This window comes from Neorhizobium sp. LMR1-1-1.1 (genome assembly GCF_040675795.1).
Lineage (GTDB): Bacteria > Pseudomonadota > Alphaproteobacteria > Rhizobiales > Rhizobiaceae > Neorhizobium > Neorhizobium cellulosilyticum.
This window is the reverse complement of sequence record NZ_JBEGHE010000001.1, coordinates 360,299-378,626: the sequence shown is the minus strand read 5'-3', so window position 1 is coordinate 378,626 and position 18,328 is coordinate 360,299. Positions and strand designations below refer to the sequence as shown.

Below are 18,328 nucleotides of genomic sequence, written 5' to 3'. Positions count from 1 at the left end.
GACACTCGGAAAAAATGGCAGCAAATTGGAGGAGGAGATTTCTGCCATGGCAAAACGGTCTGACACCCAGGGACGGCTGGATGATGCGGCGAGGGCTGGCTGGCTCTATTATGTCGCCGGTCGCACCCAGGACGAAATAGCGGCCGCCATGGGCATTTCCCGGCAATCGGCGCAGCGTCTCGTCTCGCTCGCGGTTGCCGAGCGCCTGATCAAGGTCAGGCTCGACCATCCGATCGCCGCCTGCCTGGAGCTGGCCGAAAGGCTGAAGGAAAAATACGGCCTGCGCCATGCGGAAGTCGTGCCGAGCGATCCATCCGGAGCATCATCGACGATAGGCATTGCAGAGGCAGCCGCCGCGGAGATAGAGCGCTGGCTCAGACGGCCGGAGCCGATCGTGCTTGCGGTCGGCACAGGCCGCACGCTGAAGGCCGCGGTCGATCAACTCCCGCCGATGGAATGTCCGCAACACCGCATTGTGTCGCTCACCGGCAATATCGGACCTGACGGTTCCGCCGCCTTCTACAACGTCATCTTCTCGATGGCGGATGCCATCAAGGCACGCCATTTCCCCATGCCGCTTCCCGTCCTCTGTTCCTCGGCAGAAGAGCGCGAGACTTTGCATGACCAGGCGCTTGTCCGCTCGACGCTTGCGCTCGGTGCGGAGGCAGCCGCCACCTTCGTCGGCATCGGCGAACTGGGCGTCGACGGCCCTCTCTGTGTCGACGGCTTCCTTGGCCGTGAAGAAATGCAAAGCCTTGTCGAAAGCGGTGCCGCGGGCGAAATCTGCGGATGGGTCTACGACCAGCAAGGCCGACTTCTGGACAACGCCGTCAACGAACGCGTCGCCAGCGTCCCGATCCCGTCCCGCTACACGAGCGCGGTGATTGGAATCGCGAAAGGACAGCGCAAGATCAAGGCCATCGCGGCGGCGCTTCGTGGCAAGCTGATCAACGGCATCATCACAGATGAAGCGTCCGCTGAGCAGTTGCTCCGCCTGTGAGCAAAAATTTTTACGTTCAAATTCAAGCGCTTAATACGGTTTAATCGCAGTGCAGCGACGAATCCGTGTTGACTTCCGTCAACTCCTGATAAGTAATTGCCCACGAGCAAAGCGAATGCTCGCAATCATCTTCTCGGGAGGAAGATATGACATTGAAGACTTTTTTGCTGGGCGCCTGCTCGGCCATGGCTTTTGTTGCCACCGCCGCATCGGCTGAAACCCTCACAATCGCAACCGTCAACAACGGCGACATGGTCCGCATGCAGGGCCTGACCTCGGAGTTCACCAAGGCGAACCCGGACATCCAGGTAAACTGGGTCACGCTCGAGGAAAACGTTCTTCGCGAACGCGTCACCACGGACATCGCTGCCAATGGCGGTCAGTACGACATCGTCACCATCGGCAACTACGAAGTTCCGATCTGGGCCAAGCAGAAGTGGCTCCTGCCGCTCGACGGCCTCGGCGACAAGTATGACATGGACGACCTTCTGCCGGCTATCCGCGGCGGTCTGTCCGTTGACAGCAAGCTTTACGCGGCTCCGTTCTACGGCGAATCCGCCATGATCATGTACCGCAAGGACCTGTTCGAAAAGGCCGGCCTCAAGATGCCGGAAAGCCCGACCTGGGAATTCATCGCCGATGCGGCGAAGAAGATCACCGATCGCGGCAACGACGTCTCGGGCATGTGCCTTCGCGGCAAGGCCGGCTGGGGCGAAAACATGGCCTTCGTGTCTGCGCTCAACAACTCCTTCGGCGGCCGCTGGTTCGACGAGAACTGGAAGCCCCAGTTCGATCAGCCGGAATGGAAGGCATCGCTGCAGTTCTATGCAGACCTGATGAAGGAAGCCGGCCCGGCCGGTGCTTCGTCCAACGGCTTCAACGAAAACCTGACGCTGTTCCAGCAGGGCAAGTGCGGCATGTGGATCGACGCGACCGTCGCTGCATCCTTCGTATCGAACCCGAAGGACTCGAAGGTTGCCGACAAGGTCGGTTACGCGATCTTCCCGTCCAAGGAAGGCGTGAAGAACCACGGCAACTGGCTGTGGTCTTGGAACCTTGCCGTTCCGGCATCCTCGCAGAAGGCTGAAGCCGCGCAGAAGTTCATCTCATGGGCAACCAGCAAGGAATACACGACGCTCGTCGCTTCCAAGGAAGGCTGGGCAAACGTTCCTCCGGGCACGCGCACTTCGCTCTATAAGAACGCCGACTACCAGAAGGAAGCAGCCTTCGCCGCTCCGACTCTTGCTGCCATGGACGCTGCCGACATCACCAAGCCGACCGTCAAGCCGGTGCCTTACACCGGTGGCCAGTTCGTCGCGATCCCTGAATTCCAGGCTCTCGGCACCACTGTCGGCCAGCTCTTCTCGGCTGTCATCGCCGGCCAGTCCACAGTCGACGACGCGCTTGCCGCCGCCCAGGCAACGGCAACCCGCGACATGACCCGCGCCGGCTACATCAAGTAAGGGATTTCCTCCCAAGGATAAGGGTTGTCCGGCTCCTTTGCCGGGCAGCCCGCCTCAGATGGAGACCAGAACGACCGGAAGCCGCGCCTCTCGTCGTATCCACAAGCTACCCTATAAAAACAAGATCATGCTTCCGCGCTGACGTTCCATGAGGACGCCACGACGGCAATGAGAGCCAAAGCTCCGGGGAGGTTTTTTAAGATGGCAACGCAGAACACCAGGACGTTGGCACGCCTTATGATGGCGCCCTCCGTCGTCGTTCTTCTGATCTGGATGGCCGTACCGCTCGCAATGACGCTGTACTACTCGTTCCAGAACTACAACCTGCTGACACCGATGAATGTATCGTTCGCAGGCTTCTTCAATTACCAGTATTTCTACACTGATCCGGCCTTCTTCCAGTCGATCTGGAATACGTTGCTGCTGGTTCTCGGCGTGCTGGCGATCACCGTCATCGGTGGTACCGCGATAGCGCTTCTGATCGACCAGCCGATCTTCGGCCAGGGCATCGTCCGCATCCTGGTGATCTCTCCCTTCTTCGTCATGCCGCCGGTAGCTGCATTGATCTGGAAGAACATGATCATGCATCCGGGTTATGGCGTGTTTGCCGATATCGCCAAATTCTTCGGAGTGCAGCCGATCGACTGGTTCGCCCAGTTTCCACTCTTCTCGGTCATCATCATCGTCGCCTGGCAGTGGTTGCCGTTTGCCACCCTGATCCTGCTCACCGCGCTCCAGTCGCTCGACAGCGAGCAGCGTGAAGCGGCCGAAATGGACGGTGCCAACTTCTTCAACCGCTTCATCTACCTGACGATCCCGCATCTTTCGCGTGCCGTCACGGTCGTCATCCTGATCCAGACGATCTTCCTGCTCGGCATCTACGCGGAAATCCTCGTCACCACCAATGGCGGACCGGGTTACGCATCGACCAACCTCACCTTCCTCATCTACCGCACGGCACGTCTCGGTTACGACGTCGGCGGCGGTGCGGCAGGCGGTATCATCGCAGTCGTTCTCGCCAATATCGTCGCCATCTTCCTGATGCGCGCCGTTGGCAAGAACCTGGACAAGTAGGAGAAACGATCATGGCTCGCAAAGTAACAACCGGAGCAAGGATCGGCTGGAGCATCGCCGCCTGGGTCGTGGCGCTCCTCATCTTCTTCCCCATCCTCTACGCCGTCATCACCAGCCTGAAGACCGAGCAGGAAGCCATCGCCGGCTTCTCGCTCATCCCGTCCGGCACGTTCGAGAACTACATCACCGTTCAGACGCAGCGCGATTACTTCAAGCCGTTCATGAACTCGGTGATCCTCTCGGTCGGCTCCACCATCCTGGCGCTGATCATCGCCATCCCGTCCGCCTGGGCCATGGCATTCGCCCCGACCAAGCGCACGAAGGACATCCTCATGTGGATGCTCTCGACCAAGATGATGCCTTCGGTCGCGGTTCTTCTGCCGATCTTCATCATCTTCCGCACCTTCGGCCTGCTCGACAGCCGCGTCGGCCTGACCATCATGCTGACACTGATCAACCTGCCGATCGTCATCTGGATGCTCTACACCTATTTCCGCGAAATTCCGGGCGAGATCCTGGAGGCAGCGCGGATGGACGGTGCAAGCCTCTGGAAAGAGATCGTCTACGTCCTGACCCCGATGGCCGTACCAGGCATTGCCTCGACACTGCTCTTGAACATCATCCTTGCCTGGAACGAAGCCTTCTGGACCATCCAGCTGACGACCACCAACGCGGCGCCGCTGACGGCCTTCATCGCTTCTTTCTCGTCACCGCAAGGCCTGTTCTGGGCAAAGCTCTCGGCAGCATCGACCATGGCGATTGCGCCGATCCTCATCCTCGGCTGGTTCAGCCAGAAGCAACTCGTTCGCGGCCTCACGTTTGGCGCGGTTAAGTAAGGAATTCCGATCATGGGCAGCATTACTCTCAAGAACGTCCAGAAGCATTTCGGCGAAGCCAAGGTCATTCCTTCCGTCGATCTGGAAATCAAGGAAGGCGAATTCGTCGTCTTCGTCGGTCCCTCGGGCAGCGGCAAGTCCACGCTCCTGCGCCTGATCGCCGGCCTTGAAGACCTGACCGGCGGCACGATCACCATCGACGGCAAGGATGTGACGGAAGCCGCACCTGCTGCCCGCGGTCTCGCCATGGTCTTCCAGTCATATGCGCTCTATCCTCATATGAGCGTGCGCAAGAACATCGCCTTCCCGCTCAAGATGGCGAAGATGGAACAGTCAGCGATCGACAAGAAAGTCGAGGCTGCCGCCAAGGTGCTCAACCTCACCGACTATCTGGAACGCCGCCCCTCGCAGCTTTCCGGCGGCCAGCGCCAGCGCGTCGCAATCGGCCGCGCCATCGTCCGCGAACCGTCTGCCTTCCTCTTCGACGAACCGCTCTCCAACCTCGATGCGGCCCTGCGCGGCACGATGCGCCTCGAAATCAGCGATCTTCACAACCAGCTGAAGACGACGATGATCTACGTCACCCACGACCAGATCGAGGCCATGACCATGGCCGACAAGATTGTCGTGCTCAATCGCGGCAATATCGAGCAGGTCGGTTCCCCGATGGAACTGTATCTGACCCCGCGCAACCTGTTCGTGGCGGGCTTCATCGGCTCGCCGCGGATGAACCTGATCACCGGCGATTATGCCAGGTCGAAGGGCGCCGTCACCGCCGGCATCCGTCCCGAACATCTGACGCTGTCCAAGGAGAGCGGCACCTGGAAGGGTACCGTCACCGTTGCCGAACATCTCGGCGCCGACACCTTCCTGCATCTCGATGTCGACGGCATCGGCCAGATGACCGCACGCGCCAGCGGCGAGTTCGGCGCTCATCACGGCGACACCGTCTACCTGACGCCGGATGAAACCAAACTGCATCGTTTCGACGACAAGGGCCTGGCAATTCGGGCCTGATTGATCCTACCGGCCTGACAGACAGGCCAACCGGAGTATGAGAAAATGACTGTGAAGCTTTCGTTGGCAAGCCTCAAGGATGCCGCTGCGACCGCTGGCGTGCCCAATTACGATCCGAAAAGCCTGACGCCGGGCATCATCCATTTCGGCGTAGGCAATTTCCACCGCGCCCATCAGGCCGTCTATCTCGACGACCTGTTCAACACCGGCAAGGGCCACGACTGGGCGCTGATCGGCGCCGGCGTTCTGCCCTCCGACGCCGCCATGCGCGACAAGCTCAAGGCGCAGGATTATCTGACGACCGTCGTCGAGCAGGACAACAATAAGACCGGCGCCCGCGTCACCGCCCCGATGATCGATGTCATCGCGCCTGACCAGAAAGACGCGCTGATAGAAAAGCTCGCAGATCCCGCGATCCGCATCGTCTCGATGACAATCACTGAAGGCGGTTATTTCATCGACGCCGCCGGCCACTTCAACCCGGCCCACCCCGCCATGGTCGAGGATGGCAAGAACCCGGCAGCGCCCAAGACAGTCTTCGGCCTCATCCTCGCCGGCCTGAAACTGCGCCGCGAGCGTGGCGTGCAGCCCTTCACCATCATGTCCTGCGACAACATTCCGGGTAACGGCCACGTCACCGAGAACACCGTGATCGGCCTCGCCAAAATGTCCGACCCGGCCTTTGCCGAGTGGATTCACGCCAACGTCGCCTTCCCCAACTCGATGGTCGACCGCATTACCCCGGCCACCGGCCAGCGCGAAGTCGATATTCTGAAAAACGACTTCAATATTGACGACAACTGGCCGGTATTCTGCGAAGAGTTCAAGCAGTGGGTGATGGAAGACAATTTCCCCGCCGGCCGCCCGGCGCTGGAAGAGGTCGGCGTCCAGTTCGTCCCCGACGTTGCGCCCTATGAATTGATGAAGATCCGCATCCTGAACGGCGGCCACGCGACGATCGCCTATCCGGGTGAATTGCTCGACATCCATTTCGTCCACGAGTCGATGGAACACCCGCTGATCCGCGCCTTCCTCGCCAAGCTGGAAAAGGAAGAGATCATCCCGATCGTTCCGCCGGTTCCCGACACCAATCTGGATGAGTATTTCGACCTGATCGAGCGCCGTTTCCTCAACCCTAAGATCGGCGACACCATTCCGCGCCTGGCGCAGGACGGCTCCAACCGCCAGCCGAAATTCATCCTGCCTTCAACCCGCGATCGCCTCGCCCAGGGCAAGGATATCGTCGGCCTGTCGCTGGTCTCAGCTCTCTGGTGCCGTTACTTCGCCGGCACGTCCGACAGCGGCCGCAAGATCGTCTTCAACGATGCGAGCGCCGAAAAGCTGCAGGCAGCAGCCATCAAGGCCAAGGACGATCCGGCTGCCTTCCTCGTCTTCGACGAAATCTTCGGCGAGGTTTCTGGCAACGAACTGTTCCGCAAGCGTTTCGCCCATGCCCTGAAGACGCTATGGAGCGAAGGAACTGCAAAAACCCTGCAGCTCTATCTCGACGACAAGCTGGTTCAGGAGTGAGGTGAAACGTGGCGGATAAGGTAAGCTTCAACGACGGCCCATTGGTGATCTTCGACTGCGACGGCGTGCTCGTCGACAGCGAACCGCTTTCGGTCCGGGTTCTGGTCGAAGCCTTGAACCGCCACGGCATCGACATGGCCGAGGAGGAAGCCTATCAGCGCTTCCTCGGCCGCAGCCTCGCCACCATGCGGCAGGTTATGGATGAGGAATACGATTTCCACACCGGCCCCGAATTCCTCGAAACCCTGCGTCTTGATCTCTACGACCTCTTCAAGACCGACCTCAAACCGATCGAAGGTATTGCCGAGACGCTCGATGCGCTCGCGCTTCTGAACCTGCCGCGCTGCGTTGCCTCTTCCAGTCAGCCGGAACGCATACGCCTGTCGCTCAGCATTACCGGCATTCTCGACAGGCTGGAGCCGCATATCTTCAGCGCTTCCATGGTCAAGAACGGCAAGCCTGCACCCGACCTTTTCCTCTATGCTGCAGAGCAAATGGGCATCGCGCCGCAAAACTGCATCGTCATCGAGGACAGCCCCGCAGGCATCGAGGCCGCACAGCGTGCCGGCATGTCGGTTTTCGCCTTTACCGGCGGATCGCATGCCTGCGTTCCGGGATATCGTGAACGGATCGACGCACTTTCGCCGGATCTCATATTTGACGACATGCCGGATTTGCTCCACCTTGTAAAAAACCACATGGAGGGTCGCGGAGCGACATCGTCCCAGCGGGCAATTTGACACCGTGAGGAAGATTTTGCCGCGAGCGGTACAGGGACAGGAAACAGATCTGGATGCGTGACCATCTCGTTGCGGTCGATATCGGCACGACCAGCGCGCGTGCCGGCGTTTTCGACAGCGGTGGCCGAATGCTTGCCAAGGCCAAACATCCGATCCGGATGTTCCGCCCCAAGGAAGGCCAGGCCGAACATTCCTCCGAAGATATCTGGGCCGCCACCTGCCATGCCGTGAAAGCAGCGATGACCGAGGCCGGCATCAAGTCTTCAAGTATCGCCGCGATCGGCTTCGACGCTACCTGTTCGCTCGTCATGCGCGACCGGAACGGCAACCCGCTCTCCGTCTCCACCTCCGGTCTCCCTGAACAGGATACGATCGTCTGGCACGACCATCGCGCCATCCGCGAAGCCGACGAACTCTCCGCTTCCGGCCACCATGTTCTGGATTTCTCCGGTGGCTCGCTGTCACCCGAAATGGAAATGCCGAAACTGAAATGGCTGAAGGAGAACCGGCCGGAAAGCTGGGAAAAATCCGGTTTCGTCTTCGATCTGGCCGACTTCCTCACCTGGAAGGCGACCGGGTCGACTGAGCGCTCCCGCTGCACGGTCACCGCCAAATGGAACTATCTGGCGCATGAGACGCCCGGCTGGAAAGCCGACTATCTGAAGCTTGCCGGCCTCGAAGACCTGAAAGAAAAAGCCGGCCTGCCTGAAGATACCGCCGAAGTCGGATCGAGCCTCGGTAAACTGTCGAAACAAGCGGCGGCCGAGCTTGGCCTCGATATCGAGATCGAGGTCTCCCCCGGTCTTATCGACGCCTATGCCGGTGCCTTCGGTGCGCTTGCCGGGGCCGCCAGCGACGCAAATCTCGAAACCAGCGTCGCACTTATCGGCGGAACCTCCAGCTGCATCGTCGCCTTCTCGCGCGATCCGAAACCGGGCCGCAGCCTCTGGGGGCCTTATTACGAGGCGGTCCTTCCCGAACATTGGCTGGTCGAAGGCGGCCAGTCTGCGGCCGGCGCGCTTCTCGATCATATCGTCCAGATGCATGCCGCCGGCGGCGAACCGACCACCGATCTGCATGGCCGCATCATCGCCCGCATTGCCGAGCTGCGCGCCGAAACGGAAGGCGACATAGCCCCCAACCTGCATATCCTGCCGGATTTCCACGGCAACCGCTCGCCACTTGCCGATCCGCATGTGCGCGGCGTCATTACAGGGCTTACCCTCGACACATCCTTTGATGGCCTGTGCCGCCGCTACTGGCGCAGCTGCGTGGCGATCGCGCTCGGCATCCGCCATATCCTCGATACCATGGTCGGTTTCGGTTATCGGTTCGAAACCCTGCATGTCACCGGCGGCCATGTGAACAATCCGCTGCTCGTTGAGCTATACGCCGATGTCACCGGCTGCCGGGTCGTCGTGCCGCAGACGAATGACGCAGTCCTGCTCGGCACCGCGATGACCGCCGCCGTGGCCGGTGGCCTGCATTCATCCCTGTTTGCCGCAAGCTCGGCGATGCAGGCAGGCGGCACCGAATATCTCCCCGATCCGGCCCGCAAGGCAGCCTACGACCGCGATTACCGCCGCTTCCTCACCATGGTCCGCCATCGTGAGGAATTACGGGAAATGGCCTGAGCCACCACCCGACGAAGCCAGTCCGGTTACGTCCGAGTCTTGTCCTGCGACAAATCCCCCTCGCCCGGCAGCGGATCGAAAAACAGATAAATCGCGCTGATCCGCCCGTCGCGGGCGATGATGAAGTCGGTTCCCGCATAGGCCGGTGGCTCACCGGGCGCACCGGAAACCCACCGCACTCTGCCCGCGGTTTCATGAAGCACCTCGGCCGGACCAAGTTCACGATACTGGAAATCCGGATGCGACGCCCGGATCACGCCCGCAATTCGGGCGATCTCTGCAGGGCCACGAAAAACTCCGTGCGGTTCGTGAAATTCTGCATCCGACGCAAAAATCTCAGCCGCAACCGCCTGGCGGCGCACATCGTCAGCCTCGCCAAAAACCTCCTGCAGATTGCGCTTCAGCAATGTCGCAATGTCGTAAGTCATCGTCAGTCTCCTTGAGAAAGCCACGCGTCCCTCAAGGACGCGCGGACGAGCTTCAACGTAGAAATCCGATCATCTCAGATCTGGACTTGGCCACCATCGACAAACAGCTCGACGCCATTGATGAAGCTTGCATCATCGGAGGCGAGGAACAACACGGCCTTGGCGATCTCTTCCGGCTGGCCGACGCGACCTGCTGGGATGAGGCCGGCAAGATAATCCTTCGTGCCTTCCGCCTGCGCACCACCGCCGAACAGCTCGTTCAGGCCTGCCGTGTCGGTGACCCCGGGGCTGATGGCATTGACGCGAATATGCCGGTCCTTCAGGTCGAGGATCCAGTTGCGGGCAAAGCTGCGGATCGCCGCTTTGGTGGCGGAATAGACGCTGAAGGCCGGCGTGCCCGAAATGCTGGTCGTCGAGGAGGTCAGCACGATCGAGCCGCCATCGCGCATCAGCGGCAGCGCCTTCTGCACGGTAAACAGCACACCCTTCACATTGCTGTCGAAGGTCGACTGGTAATGTTCCTCCGTGATCGAGCCGAGTGCCGCAAATTCACCACCACCGGCATTGGCGAAAACGACATCGATATGCCCGTGCTTTTGCTGCACGGCATCATAAAGCCGGTCGATATCGGCAAGCTTGCCCATATCGCCCCGCACGCCGGTCACCCGGCCACCAACTGCCTTCACCGCAGCATCGAGTGCTTCCTGGCGACGGCCGGTAATGAACACCGAGGCCCCCTCGCCCGCAAAGGCCTTTGCGGTGGCAAGCCCGATACCGCTCGTGCCGCCGGTAACGATGACGACCTTGTTTTCAAATCTTGCAGCCATTGTCTTTCTCCTTTGATCTTGCGGTTTGTTTTCCGCTGGATGAAAGATGCATTCGGAACGCTGCGACCGAAAGTCGGCAATATCGACACTCATCGTTCCACATGGAGAACGATGATGCGGCTTGATCTGAATGACCTTGTCTATTTCGCCGAAGTGGTTGCCCATGGCGGCTTCGCCCCGGCAGGGCGGGCGCTGCGCGAACCGAAATCCAAGCTCAGCCGCCGCGTGGCAGGACTGGAGACACGGCTTGGCGTGCGCCTGATCGAACGATCGAGCCGCCGTTTTAGGGTAACCGATGTCGGGCAGGTCTTTTATCAACGCTGCAAGGCGATGCTTGCCGAGGCGGAGCTTGCACAGGCGCTGGTGGCGGAAGCCAAATCGGAACCGGACGGCCTTGTGCGCTTCAGTTGCCCGACCGGACTGGTCGAACCCATATCGGATCTAGTCACCACATTCCTCGACCGCTATCCCAAGGTTCAACTGCAACTCGTGGCTGTCGACCGGCCGGTCGATCTCATCGAGGAACGGATCGATATCGCACTGCGTGTCCGCACCACGATCGACAGCGACGCCTCGCTCACCATGCGCTCGCTCGGCAAATCGATCCGGATCCTCGTTGCAAGCCCGCAACTCGCCAGCCGGATCGCCGATATCGAACAGCTCGCCTCATTGCCGACACTGGCAACGAGCGACGACGCAAGCGAACTGGAATGGCATTTGGAAACCGAGGACGGCAGAAAGCACATTTTCCGCCACGCCCCGCGCATGGGCTGCGCCGATTTTTCAGCCGTTCGCGCCGCGGCGATTGCGGGCCTCGGCGTCGCCATCCTGCCTGATCACACCTGCCGCCAGGCGCTGGAAGATGGAACGCTTGTCCGCATCCTGCCCGCCTGGCGCGGCATTACCGGCATCGTGCATCTGGTCTTCACCACGCGTCGCGGCCTGCCGCCGGCGGTTCGGAAATTCATCGATCACCTGGCTGCGAATTTTCCGAAAGATGCACTGGATGATCCGCGATTTCGCAACCGCCTGCCCGCTGCGTGACATTGCGTATGGCCATCAAAGCAAATGAGGCGACCGATGGGCCGCCTCATTCATGTTTACGGATGAAACTGCTGCCGCTCAGGCAGCGCGGCTATAGCTTCCGCGCTCGCTCGAAGTGGCCACTCCACCAAGACGGAACTGCGAAAGCAGGGTCTTCAGAGCCGTCGCTTCGGCTGCAAGGCCATGGCTGGCGGCCGTCTGTTCCTCGACCATCGCCGCGTTCTGCTGCGTGCCCTGGTCCATCGTGTTGACGGCGGTGTTGATCTCGTTCAGGCCCGTCGACTGTTCGCGGGTTGCCGTTACGATCGCCTGGATGTGGCCGTTGATCTCCTGCACTTCGGCAACGATGGCCTCCAGCCTGGTGCCTGTCTCGCCAACCCGCATCACGCCCTGCTGAACCAGATTGCCGGATGCGTTGATCAGTTCCTTGATCTCCTTGGCGGCCTGGGCGGAACGCTGCGCCAGTTCGCGCACTTCCTGCGCGACGACGGCAAAGCCCTTGCCCGCTTCACCGGCACGCGCTGCCTCGACACCCGCATTCAGTGCAAGCAGGTTGGTCTGGAAGGCGATCTCGTCGATGACGCCGATGATCTTGGAGATCTCCGAAGACGACCGTTCGATGTCTTCCATGGTGCGCACCGCTTCACGCACGATGCCGCCGGAATTCTCGGCATTCGAGCGGGTGCGGTTGACGAGGCGGCCGACTTCCTCGGCGCGATGGGCACTGTCGCGCACCGTCGTGGTGATCTCTTCAAGCGCCGCAGCGGTCTCCTCGACAGAGGCGGCCTGCTGCTCCGTACGTCGGGCCAGATCGTCGGCCGCATGGCGAATCTCGGAAGCGCCGGCATCGATATTGCGAGCATTGTCGCCCACCTTCGTCAGCGCGCTGTTCAGCTTGCCGATCGAGGTGTTGAAGTCTTCGCGCAATCGGTCGAGTTCGGCCACGAAAGGCGAATTGATGCGGTATTGCAGGTCGCCATCGGAAAGATGCGACAGGCCCTTCGCCAGTTCATCCACGGCAAAGCGCACATCCGCCGCATTGCGGGCGGCAACCCGCTCGCGTTCGCCGCGCTCGCGCTCAGAAAGCGTACGCGTCTCCTGTGCATCCCCCTCGAGGCGCAGGCGCTCGATCGCATTCGTGCGGAACACGGCGACGGCTGCGGCCATGGAGCCGATCTGGTCGCTGCGGTCCTGGCCGGGAATGGTCGTGTCGAGATTGCCGCTCGCAAGCTTTTCCATGGCAGCCGTCATCGCGGTCACCGGCGAGATAACGATCCGGCTAAGCAAGGTCGCCAGGAAAACCATCATGGCGACAACGGCAAGCAGCGTCGCAATCGCGGCAGCGAGGCGGAATTCGCGCGTCGCCGCATAGGCATTGTCCTTGTCGACAACGAAACCAAGGCTCCAGTCGGCACCCGGAAGACCACTGACCGGCACAAAGCTGACCAGCTTGCCCTTGTCGCCGATTGCGGTTTCCGCAACCTGCGAACCGATGCTCGGCGTATCTGTCGGGAAAAGGTCGGCAAGCGTCTTGTTGACGAAGGCCGCATCGGGATGGATCAGGATCTTGCCTGCCTTGTTGACGAGGAAGGCATGGCCCCCAGGACCAGCATCGACCGACTTGATCGCCGACACCAGCGTGTCTAGCGAAAAATCGCTGGCGGCAACGCCGACAAACTTGCCATCCTTGTTCACCGGAACGGCGGCCGTGATCATCAGCTTTTTGTCGGATGCGGAAACATAGGGTTCGGTCAGCACCGCTGCCTTTGCGGCAACCGTCTGCTTGTACCAGCCGCGCTGGCGCGGGTCATAACCGGCCGGCAAGGGCAGGTTCGGCCACTGCGTCATCTCGCCATCGGCTTCACCGCCGAAATAGGTGGAGACGAACTGGTCGGCAAGGACCTCGTTCTGCAGGATGGCAGAGCGTGAGGCGACGTCCGTGCTCTTCTCCATGGCCTTGGCGACGGAGTCAGTCAACATGAAGCGGCCGTTGAGCCAGTTGGCAATGCTCTGCGATGCCTGTTTGCCGGTGGATTCTATGTTGTGTGAAACGGACTGGGCAACGCCATCGCGCTGGAGGCTATCGATGTAGATCGAAAAGGCGCCGAAGGCAGCCGCGACAAGCAGCGACGCGGCAAGCAGGATGCGCGTCATGAGGTTTGATCTTTTGGTCAAACGGGGTGTTCCTCTGATGAACGCCGGTGGACCCGGCTGATCGTTGGCATGGTTCTAATTGGGGGAGACATGCCGCGAGGCGAAGGCGGGACGCATCATGCGACCGTGACGCGGCCGAAACCGCAAGCATCGGCACGAATAAAACAGAAATCTAAACTTTGATTAAAAATGGATAACCCATAAAGCGCTCGCGAAGATTGCAACGAAAGAGCATACATCGCAAAATTGCTTAAAACTGCGAATACCCACAAGAATAGACGGCACAAACTCCGCATTTAGTCATACTTTTACTTGGGTAAGCGATCTATCCCCACATGTTTTAAGACAACCATGACGTCATGCCGCGGGACTGCTTGTCGCGCCACGCATCGCCACCTACATCTGACCGGCCAACCGCCGGAGACCATTCATGATCCTCGACGCCGCTCGCCTTGCGCTCGTCAACCTTTTCGCCTCGGAAACCCGCTCCGCCTTCTGGAAGATGCTGGGGCTCACCCTGCTCATCCTCGTCGGCCTGTGGTTCGCGCTCAGGGAGACTTTCGCCTATTACATCTGGCCGTGGTTTGCAGCCTTTCTGCCGACGATGCCGGAATGGACCGGCTGGCTGACGCTGATTGCGGCGATTGCCGCCAGCATCGGCCTAGCGCTCGGATTGGCGCTTCTGATCGCCCCGATCACCGCGCTGATCGCCGGCCTGTTTCTCGATGATGTCGCAGCCGTCGTTGAAAAACGCGATTACCCGAATGATCCACCCGGCAAGGAACTGCCGCTCGGTCAGGCGGTTGCCGGTTCGATAAAGTTCCTGGGCGTCGTCATCGTCTTCAACTTTATCGCGCTTCTTCTCCTCTTCATTCCGGGCGTCAACCTGATCGCCTTCTTCATGGTCAACGGCTACCTGCTTGGCCGCGAATTCTTTGAATTTGCCGCCATGCGTTTTCGCTCACCGGAAGAGGCCCGCGCCTTCCGCGCAAAACACGCTTCCACGGTTCTGCTTGCCGGCATGCTGATCGCCGGTTTCCTGGCGATCCCGTTCGTCAACCTGCTGACCCCGCTCTTTGCCGCGGGGCTGATGGTGCACCTTCACAAGGCGCTGTCCAAACGCGATCCGGGCTTCAAGGCTTAGCCCGGAAGCGCCGACGCCTCATATTGGGCGGCAAACTCCGCGCTCGGCAGGATCGGCTTGATGATATCGATCAGCACGCCATTCGGATCGGCGGTAATGAAATGCCGCTGGCCGAAATCCTCGTCGCGGAGATCCAGCCTTATCGGCAGCCCCGCCGCCTTCAGCCGTTCATAGACAGCATCGACATCTTCGACTTCGAAATTCAGCAACAGGCCTGACACTTGGCCGCGCGCACCTTCCGGGATCGTCTCATGGCTGCCGTCGAGAATGGCGAGCGTCACATGCTCGCTCTCCTTCGATTGCAGGTGAACATACCAGTCTGCGGTAAACAGCGCTTCGAAGCCGAAATGCCGGGTATAGAACGCCGCCGTCCCTGTGACGTCCTTGGTCATGATGACGGGATAATAGCTGACTGCTTTCATCTCTTTTCCTCCGTTGAAATCCAAGATACATTCAGCCTGTATGTTTTCTTATAAATACATTCTGTATGTATGTAAATAGAGGATAGTCGCATGCCGCGCAGCAACCGCGAACGCACCGATGCCACCCGCACCGCCCTTCTGGATGCCGCACGGACCTTGTTCGTCGAAAAGGGCTATGCCGAAACGGCAACCCCGGACATCGTCGCCGCAGCTGAGGTCACGCGCGGCGCACTCTACCATCACTTTGCAGACAAAAAGGCGCTGTTCTGGGCCGTAATCGAAAGCGAAGCCAAGGATGTAGCAGCCGATATTGACGCCCGCTCGGCGGATGCCTCGTCGGCACGCGAGGCGCTGTTGCAGGGTGCATCCGCCTATTTCGATGCGATGGCAGTGCCGGGCCGCACAAAGCTGCTCTTGAAAGAAGCCCCGGCGCAGCATGCGATCGATAGCGGTGAAGGAGAAGACCCGGCCGAAGAGGGCCTGAAGATCGGCCTGTCACACCTGCTTTCTGGATCAGAAAACCTCAAGCTCCTCGATCCGTTGACATCGCTGATCTCGTCGGCCTTCGAAAAGGCCGCGATCGCAATCAACTGTGGTGCAAACCGCGCTGATTACGAAGCCGCAATCGCGGCCCTGCTGGATGGACTTACAGTGCAGCCCCGCCGATGATCTGAGGCGGCAGCTCCACCAGCGGCGCCGGTATGTCGAACGTCTTTTCCGGCGAGCGACAGAGATCGGCAATGACGCAATGCTCGCATTCCGGCTTGCGCGCCTTGCAGGTATAGCGCCCATGCAGGATCAGCCAGTGATGAGCATGGAAGAGATATTCTTCCGGAATGACCTTGAGGAACTGCTCCTCCACCTCATCCGGTGTCTTTCCCGGTGCCATCAGGCAGCGGTTGCCGATGCGGAAGACATGCGTATCGACAGCAAGCGTCGGAATGCCGAAAGCCATGGACATCACTACATTGGCGGTCTTGCGCCCCACGCCCGGCAGCCGTACCAGCTCCTCACGCGTCTTTGGAACGTGGCTGCCGAATTCGTCGATCAGCATGCGACAGAGCGCAATCACATTCTTTGCCTTGTTGCGATAAAGCCCGATCGTCTTGATATGGGAAATCACACCCTCTTCGCCCAGCGCCAGCATCTTTTCCGGCGTATCGGCTATTTGGAACAGTGCCCGCGTCGCCTTGTTGACCCCGGCATCGGTCGCCTGGGCCGATAGCGCCACCGCAACTACAAGCGTGAACGGGTTCACATGCTCGAGCTCGCCCTTTGGCTCCGGCCGCTGGATCGAGAAGCGGCGAAAGATCTCCACCATCTCGTCCTTCGAATAGGCGGATTTGAAGCGTTTCGTCTTCGTCGCACCCGTCTTTGCAGGCGTCCGATTTGACTTTTGCAAGGAAGCGGTGCTGGATCGGGATTTGGAAATGGCCATCAGCCTGTATAGTCACGCCCCATGACGGAAAGCAACGCGCACATAGTGGAGGAGCGGCCTGTCTTTGCCGCCGAACTCACACCCTACCGGTCGCTGGGGCGAACGGGATTCAAGCTGGTGCTTGCGCTCTCCGGCGCCGTCTGCGCCTTTTACGGCATCTTCTTCACCGTAACCGGCGCCTGGCCGATCGGCCTGTTTCTCGGGGCGGATTTCCTGCTTCTCTATTTCGCGCTGAAGATGAGCTACCGTTCAGGCCGCCAGCGCGAGGAAGTCAGCGTATCGCAAACCCATATCCTGATCCGCAAATTCTCTCCGACGGGCAGGATGATCGAGCATCGTTTCAATCCCTTCTGGGCGCGTTTCCGCATCAATCGGCACGAGGAATTCGGCATCACCTCTATGTTCGTCAGCGGCGAGGGTCGGGCAACGGATGTCGGTTCCTTTCTCAATCCGGACGACCGGGAGAGCTTTGCCAACGCCTTCCGCAATGCGCTCGCAACCGTAACCCGCCGCCTGTGAGAAAGCCGCAAGAAACGGGTGGTATCGATGAAGCGGAGAATGCAAATATGAGCGAAAGGAGACAGACCATGAATGCTCTCGCTCAGTTTTCAACGCCCGCGATCGACGTGACGCCGGAAGGCTCTGATTACGAGACCGTGCGCCGGGTGATCGAAATGATCACGCTCGACTACCGCGACCAGCCTTCGCTCGAAGCCATCGCTGCCGAGATCGGCCAGTCGCCAACGCAGTTGCAGAAACTGTTCACCCGCTGGGCCGGCCTGTCTCCGAAGGCCTTCCTGCAGGCGGTTACGATCGACCATGCCAAGCGCCTGCTCGGCACCGAAGGCTTGCCGCTTCTGGAAACTTCCTATGAGGTTGGCCTTTCCGGCCCCGGCCGCCTGCATGATCTCTTCGTCACCCATGAGGCGATGTCGCCCGGCGAATGGAAGGCCAAGGGCGGTGGCCTGACGATCCGCTACGGCTTTCACCCCTCCCCATTCGGTCTGGCGCTTGTCATGGCCACCGATCGCGGCCTGTCCGGCCTTGCCTTTGCCGATGAAGGCCGCGAACAGGAGGCGCTGGACGACATGACCCGCCGCTGGCCGAACGCAACTTACGTGGAAGACAAAGCCGCAACCGAACCCTATGTCGGCCGCGTTTTCGACCGCTCCAAATGGCTCTGCGACCGGCCCTTGCGGGTCGTGCTGATCGGCACCGACTTCCAGATGCGCGTCTGGCAGAGCCTGTTGAAGATCCCATACGGCAAGGCCGTCACCTATTCGGATGTCGCCAACGATATCGGCCAGCCGTCCGCAAGCAGGGCGGTAGGAGCAGCCGTCGGCGCCAACCCGATCTCTTTTGTCGTTCCCTGCCATCGCGCTGTCGCAAAGAATGGCGCCCTGACCGGCTATCATTGGGGCCTCACCCGCAAGCGCGCCATGCTCGGCTGGGAAACGGGCGGAGCGTAACGCCCTGATTCTGACCGGCTATCAGAAACCTCATCTGCCAATCTACCCGAAGAAGTTACGGGGTTTTTTGCAGGGTTTTCCGACATTGGCTCGGAACGCTACAGGATT

Annotated in this window: 18 protein-coding genes; 13 read left to right on the top strand and 5 right to left on the bottom strand. The window is 60.2% G+C overall.

Annotation, left to right across the window (positions count from 1 at the left end; translation table 11 throughout):
• The first annotated feature begins 46 nt into the window (after nucleotides 1-46).
• From MRBLMR1_RS01620 to MRBLMR1_RS01585, 8 genes are all read left to right on the top strand, one after another.
• Complete coding sequence (locus tag MRBLMR1_RS01620) at nucleotides 47-1,000, top strand: sugar-binding transcriptional regulator (protein WP_148143219.1); 954 nt, start codon at nucleotides 47-49, stop codon at nucleotides 998-1,000.
• Nucleotides 1,001-1,146: 146 nt separating this feature from the next.
• On the top strand, nucleotides 1,147-2,463 hold the full coding sequence (locus tag MRBLMR1_RS01615) for an ABC transporter substrate-binding protein (protein ID WP_183685267.1): 1,317 nt from the start codon (nucleotides 1,147-1,149) through the stop codon (nucleotides 2,461-2,463).
• Between the two features lie 201 nt (nucleotides 2,464-2,664).
• Nucleotides 2,665-3,537 carry a carbohydrate ABC transporter permease gene (locus tag MRBLMR1_RS01610; RefSeq protein ID WP_148143216.1) on the top strand — a complete coding sequence of 291 codons (873 nt, stop codon included), beginning with the start codon at nucleotides 2,665-2,667 and terminating at the stop codon, nucleotides 3,535-3,537.
• 11 nt (nucleotides 3,538-3,548) lie between these two features.
• The gene (locus MRBLMR1_RS01605; RefSeq protein ID WP_183685268.1) at nucleotides 3,549-4,373 is read left to right on the top strand and encodes a carbohydrate ABC transporter permease; all 825 of its coding nucleotides are present in this window, start codon (nucleotides 3,549-3,551) and stop codon (nucleotides 4,371-4,373) included.
• 12 nt (nucleotides 4,374-4,385) lie between these two features.
• Nucleotides 4,386-5,390 (top strand): ABC transporter ATP-binding protein, encoded by a 1,005-nt coding sequence (locus MRBLMR1_RS01600; protein ID WP_148143212.1) that lies wholly within the window; start codon nucleotides 4,386-4,388, stop codon nucleotides 5,388-5,390.
• Between the two features lie 45 nt (nucleotides 5,391-5,435).
• On the top strand, nucleotides 5,436-6,920 hold the full coding sequence (locus MRBLMR1_RS01595) for a mannitol dehydrogenase family protein (protein ID WP_148143211.1): 1,485 nt from the start codon (nucleotides 5,436-5,438) through the stop codon (nucleotides 6,918-6,920).
• Between the two features lie 8 nt (nucleotides 6,921-6,928).
• The gene (locus tag MRBLMR1_RS01590) at nucleotides 6,929-7,660 is read left to right on the top strand and encodes an HAD family hydrolase (RefSeq protein ID WP_500063511.1); all 732 of its coding nucleotides are present in this window, start codon (nucleotides 6,929-6,931) and stop codon (nucleotides 7,658-7,660) included.
• Nucleotides 7,661-7,713: 53 nt separating this feature from the next.
• Nucleotides 7,714-9,294 carry an FGGY-family carbohydrate kinase gene (locus MRBLMR1_RS01585; protein ID WP_148143209.1) on the top strand — a complete coding sequence of 527 codons (1,581 nt, stop codon included), beginning with the start codon at nucleotides 7,714-7,716 and terminating at the stop codon, nucleotides 9,292-9,294.
• 26 nt (nucleotides 9,295-9,320) lie between these two features.
• Here MRBLMR1_RS01585 and MRBLMR1_RS01580 read toward each other — a convergent pair whose 3' ends face one another.
• Together MRBLMR1_RS01580 and MRBLMR1_RS01575 are read right to left on the bottom strand one after the other, a co-directional pair.
• Nucleotides 9,321-9,722, bottom strand: coding sequence for a nuclear transport factor 2 family protein (locus tag MRBLMR1_RS01580; protein ID WP_148143207.1), 402 nt, complete (start codon nucleotides 9,720-9,722; stop codon nucleotides 9,321-9,323).
• 74 nt (nucleotides 9,723-9,796) lie between these two features.
• The gene (locus MRBLMR1_RS01575) at nucleotides 9,797-10,549 is read right to left on the bottom strand and encodes a glucose 1-dehydrogenase (protein WP_148143205.1); all 753 of its coding nucleotides are present in this window, start codon (nucleotides 10,547-10,549) and stop codon (nucleotides 9,797-9,799) included.
• A 111-nt stretch (nucleotides 10,550-10,660) separates the two neighbouring features.
• Here MRBLMR1_RS01575 and MRBLMR1_RS01570 point away from each other — a divergent pair, with 111 nt between their 5' ends.
• Entirely contained in the window at nucleotides 10,661-11,593 is a 933-nt protein-coding gene (locus tag MRBLMR1_RS01570) for a LysR family transcriptional regulator (RefSeq protein WP_500063508.1), read from the top strand.
• Nucleotides 11,594-11,671: 78 nt separating this feature from the next.
• Here the strand turns inward: MRBLMR1_RS01570 and mcpU are convergent, their stop codons facing one another.
• On the bottom strand, nucleotides 11,672-13,768 hold the full coding sequence (gene mcpU / locus MRBLMR1_RS01565; protein ID WP_148143201.1) for a methyl-accepting chemotaxis protein McpU: 2,097 nt from the start codon (nucleotides 13,766-13,768) through the stop codon (nucleotides 11,672-11,674).
• Between the two features lie 409 nt (nucleotides 13,769-14,177).
• On the opposite strand from mcpU, the gene MRBLMR1_RS01560 reads away from it, so the two are divergent.
• On the top strand, nucleotides 14,178-14,891 hold the full coding sequence (locus MRBLMR1_RS01560) for a sulfate transporter family protein (RefSeq protein WP_148143199.1): 714 nt from the start codon (nucleotides 14,178-14,180) through the stop codon (nucleotides 14,889-14,891).
• Here MRBLMR1_RS01560 and MRBLMR1_RS01555 read toward each other — a convergent pair.
• Nucleotides 14,888-15,313: a VOC family protein gene (locus MRBLMR1_RS01555; RefSeq protein ID WP_148143197.1), complete on the bottom strand. Its 426-nt coding sequence runs from the start codon at nucleotides 15,311-15,313 to the stop codon at nucleotides 14,888-14,890. The two genes, MRBLMR1_RS01560 and MRBLMR1_RS01555, sit on opposite strands and share 4 nt — an antisense overlap.
• Before the next feature lie 90 nt (nucleotides 15,314-15,403).
• Between MRBLMR1_RS01555 and MRBLMR1_RS01550 the strand changes: the two genes are divergently transcribed.
• Nucleotides 15,404-15,982, top strand: a complete 579-nt coding sequence (locus MRBLMR1_RS01550; protein ID WP_148143196.1) for a TetR/AcrR family transcriptional regulator — start codon at nucleotides 15,404-15,406, stop codon at nucleotides 15,980-15,982.
• Here the strand turns inward: MRBLMR1_RS01550 and nth are convergent.
• Nucleotides 15,960-16,751, bottom strand: a complete 792-nt coding sequence (gene nth, locus MRBLMR1_RS01545; RefSeq protein ID WP_148143194.1) for an endonuclease III — start codon at nucleotides 16,749-16,751, stop codon at nucleotides 15,960-15,962. The two genes, MRBLMR1_RS01550 and nth, sit on opposite strands and share 23 nt — an antisense overlap.
• A gap of 21 nt (nucleotides 16,752-16,772) precedes the next feature.
• Between nth and MRBLMR1_RS01540 the strand changes: the two genes are divergently transcribed.
• Together MRBLMR1_RS01540 and MRBLMR1_RS01535 are read left to right on the top strand one after the other, a co-directional pair.
• Nucleotides 16,773-17,270 (top strand): DUF2244 domain-containing protein, encoded by a 498-nt coding sequence (locus tag MRBLMR1_RS01540; RefSeq protein ID WP_148143192.1) that lies wholly within the window; start codon nucleotides 16,773-16,775, stop codon nucleotides 17,268-17,270.
• A gap of 68 nt (nucleotides 17,271-17,338) precedes the next feature.
• Nucleotides 17,339-18,220, top strand: a complete 882-nt coding sequence (locus tag MRBLMR1_RS01535) for a bifunctional helix-turn-helix domain-containing protein/methylated-DNA--[protein]-cysteine S-methyltransferase (protein WP_148143190.1) — start codon at nucleotides 17,339-17,341, stop codon at nucleotides 18,218-18,220.
• Nucleotides 18,221-18,328 lie beyond the last annotated feature (108 nt).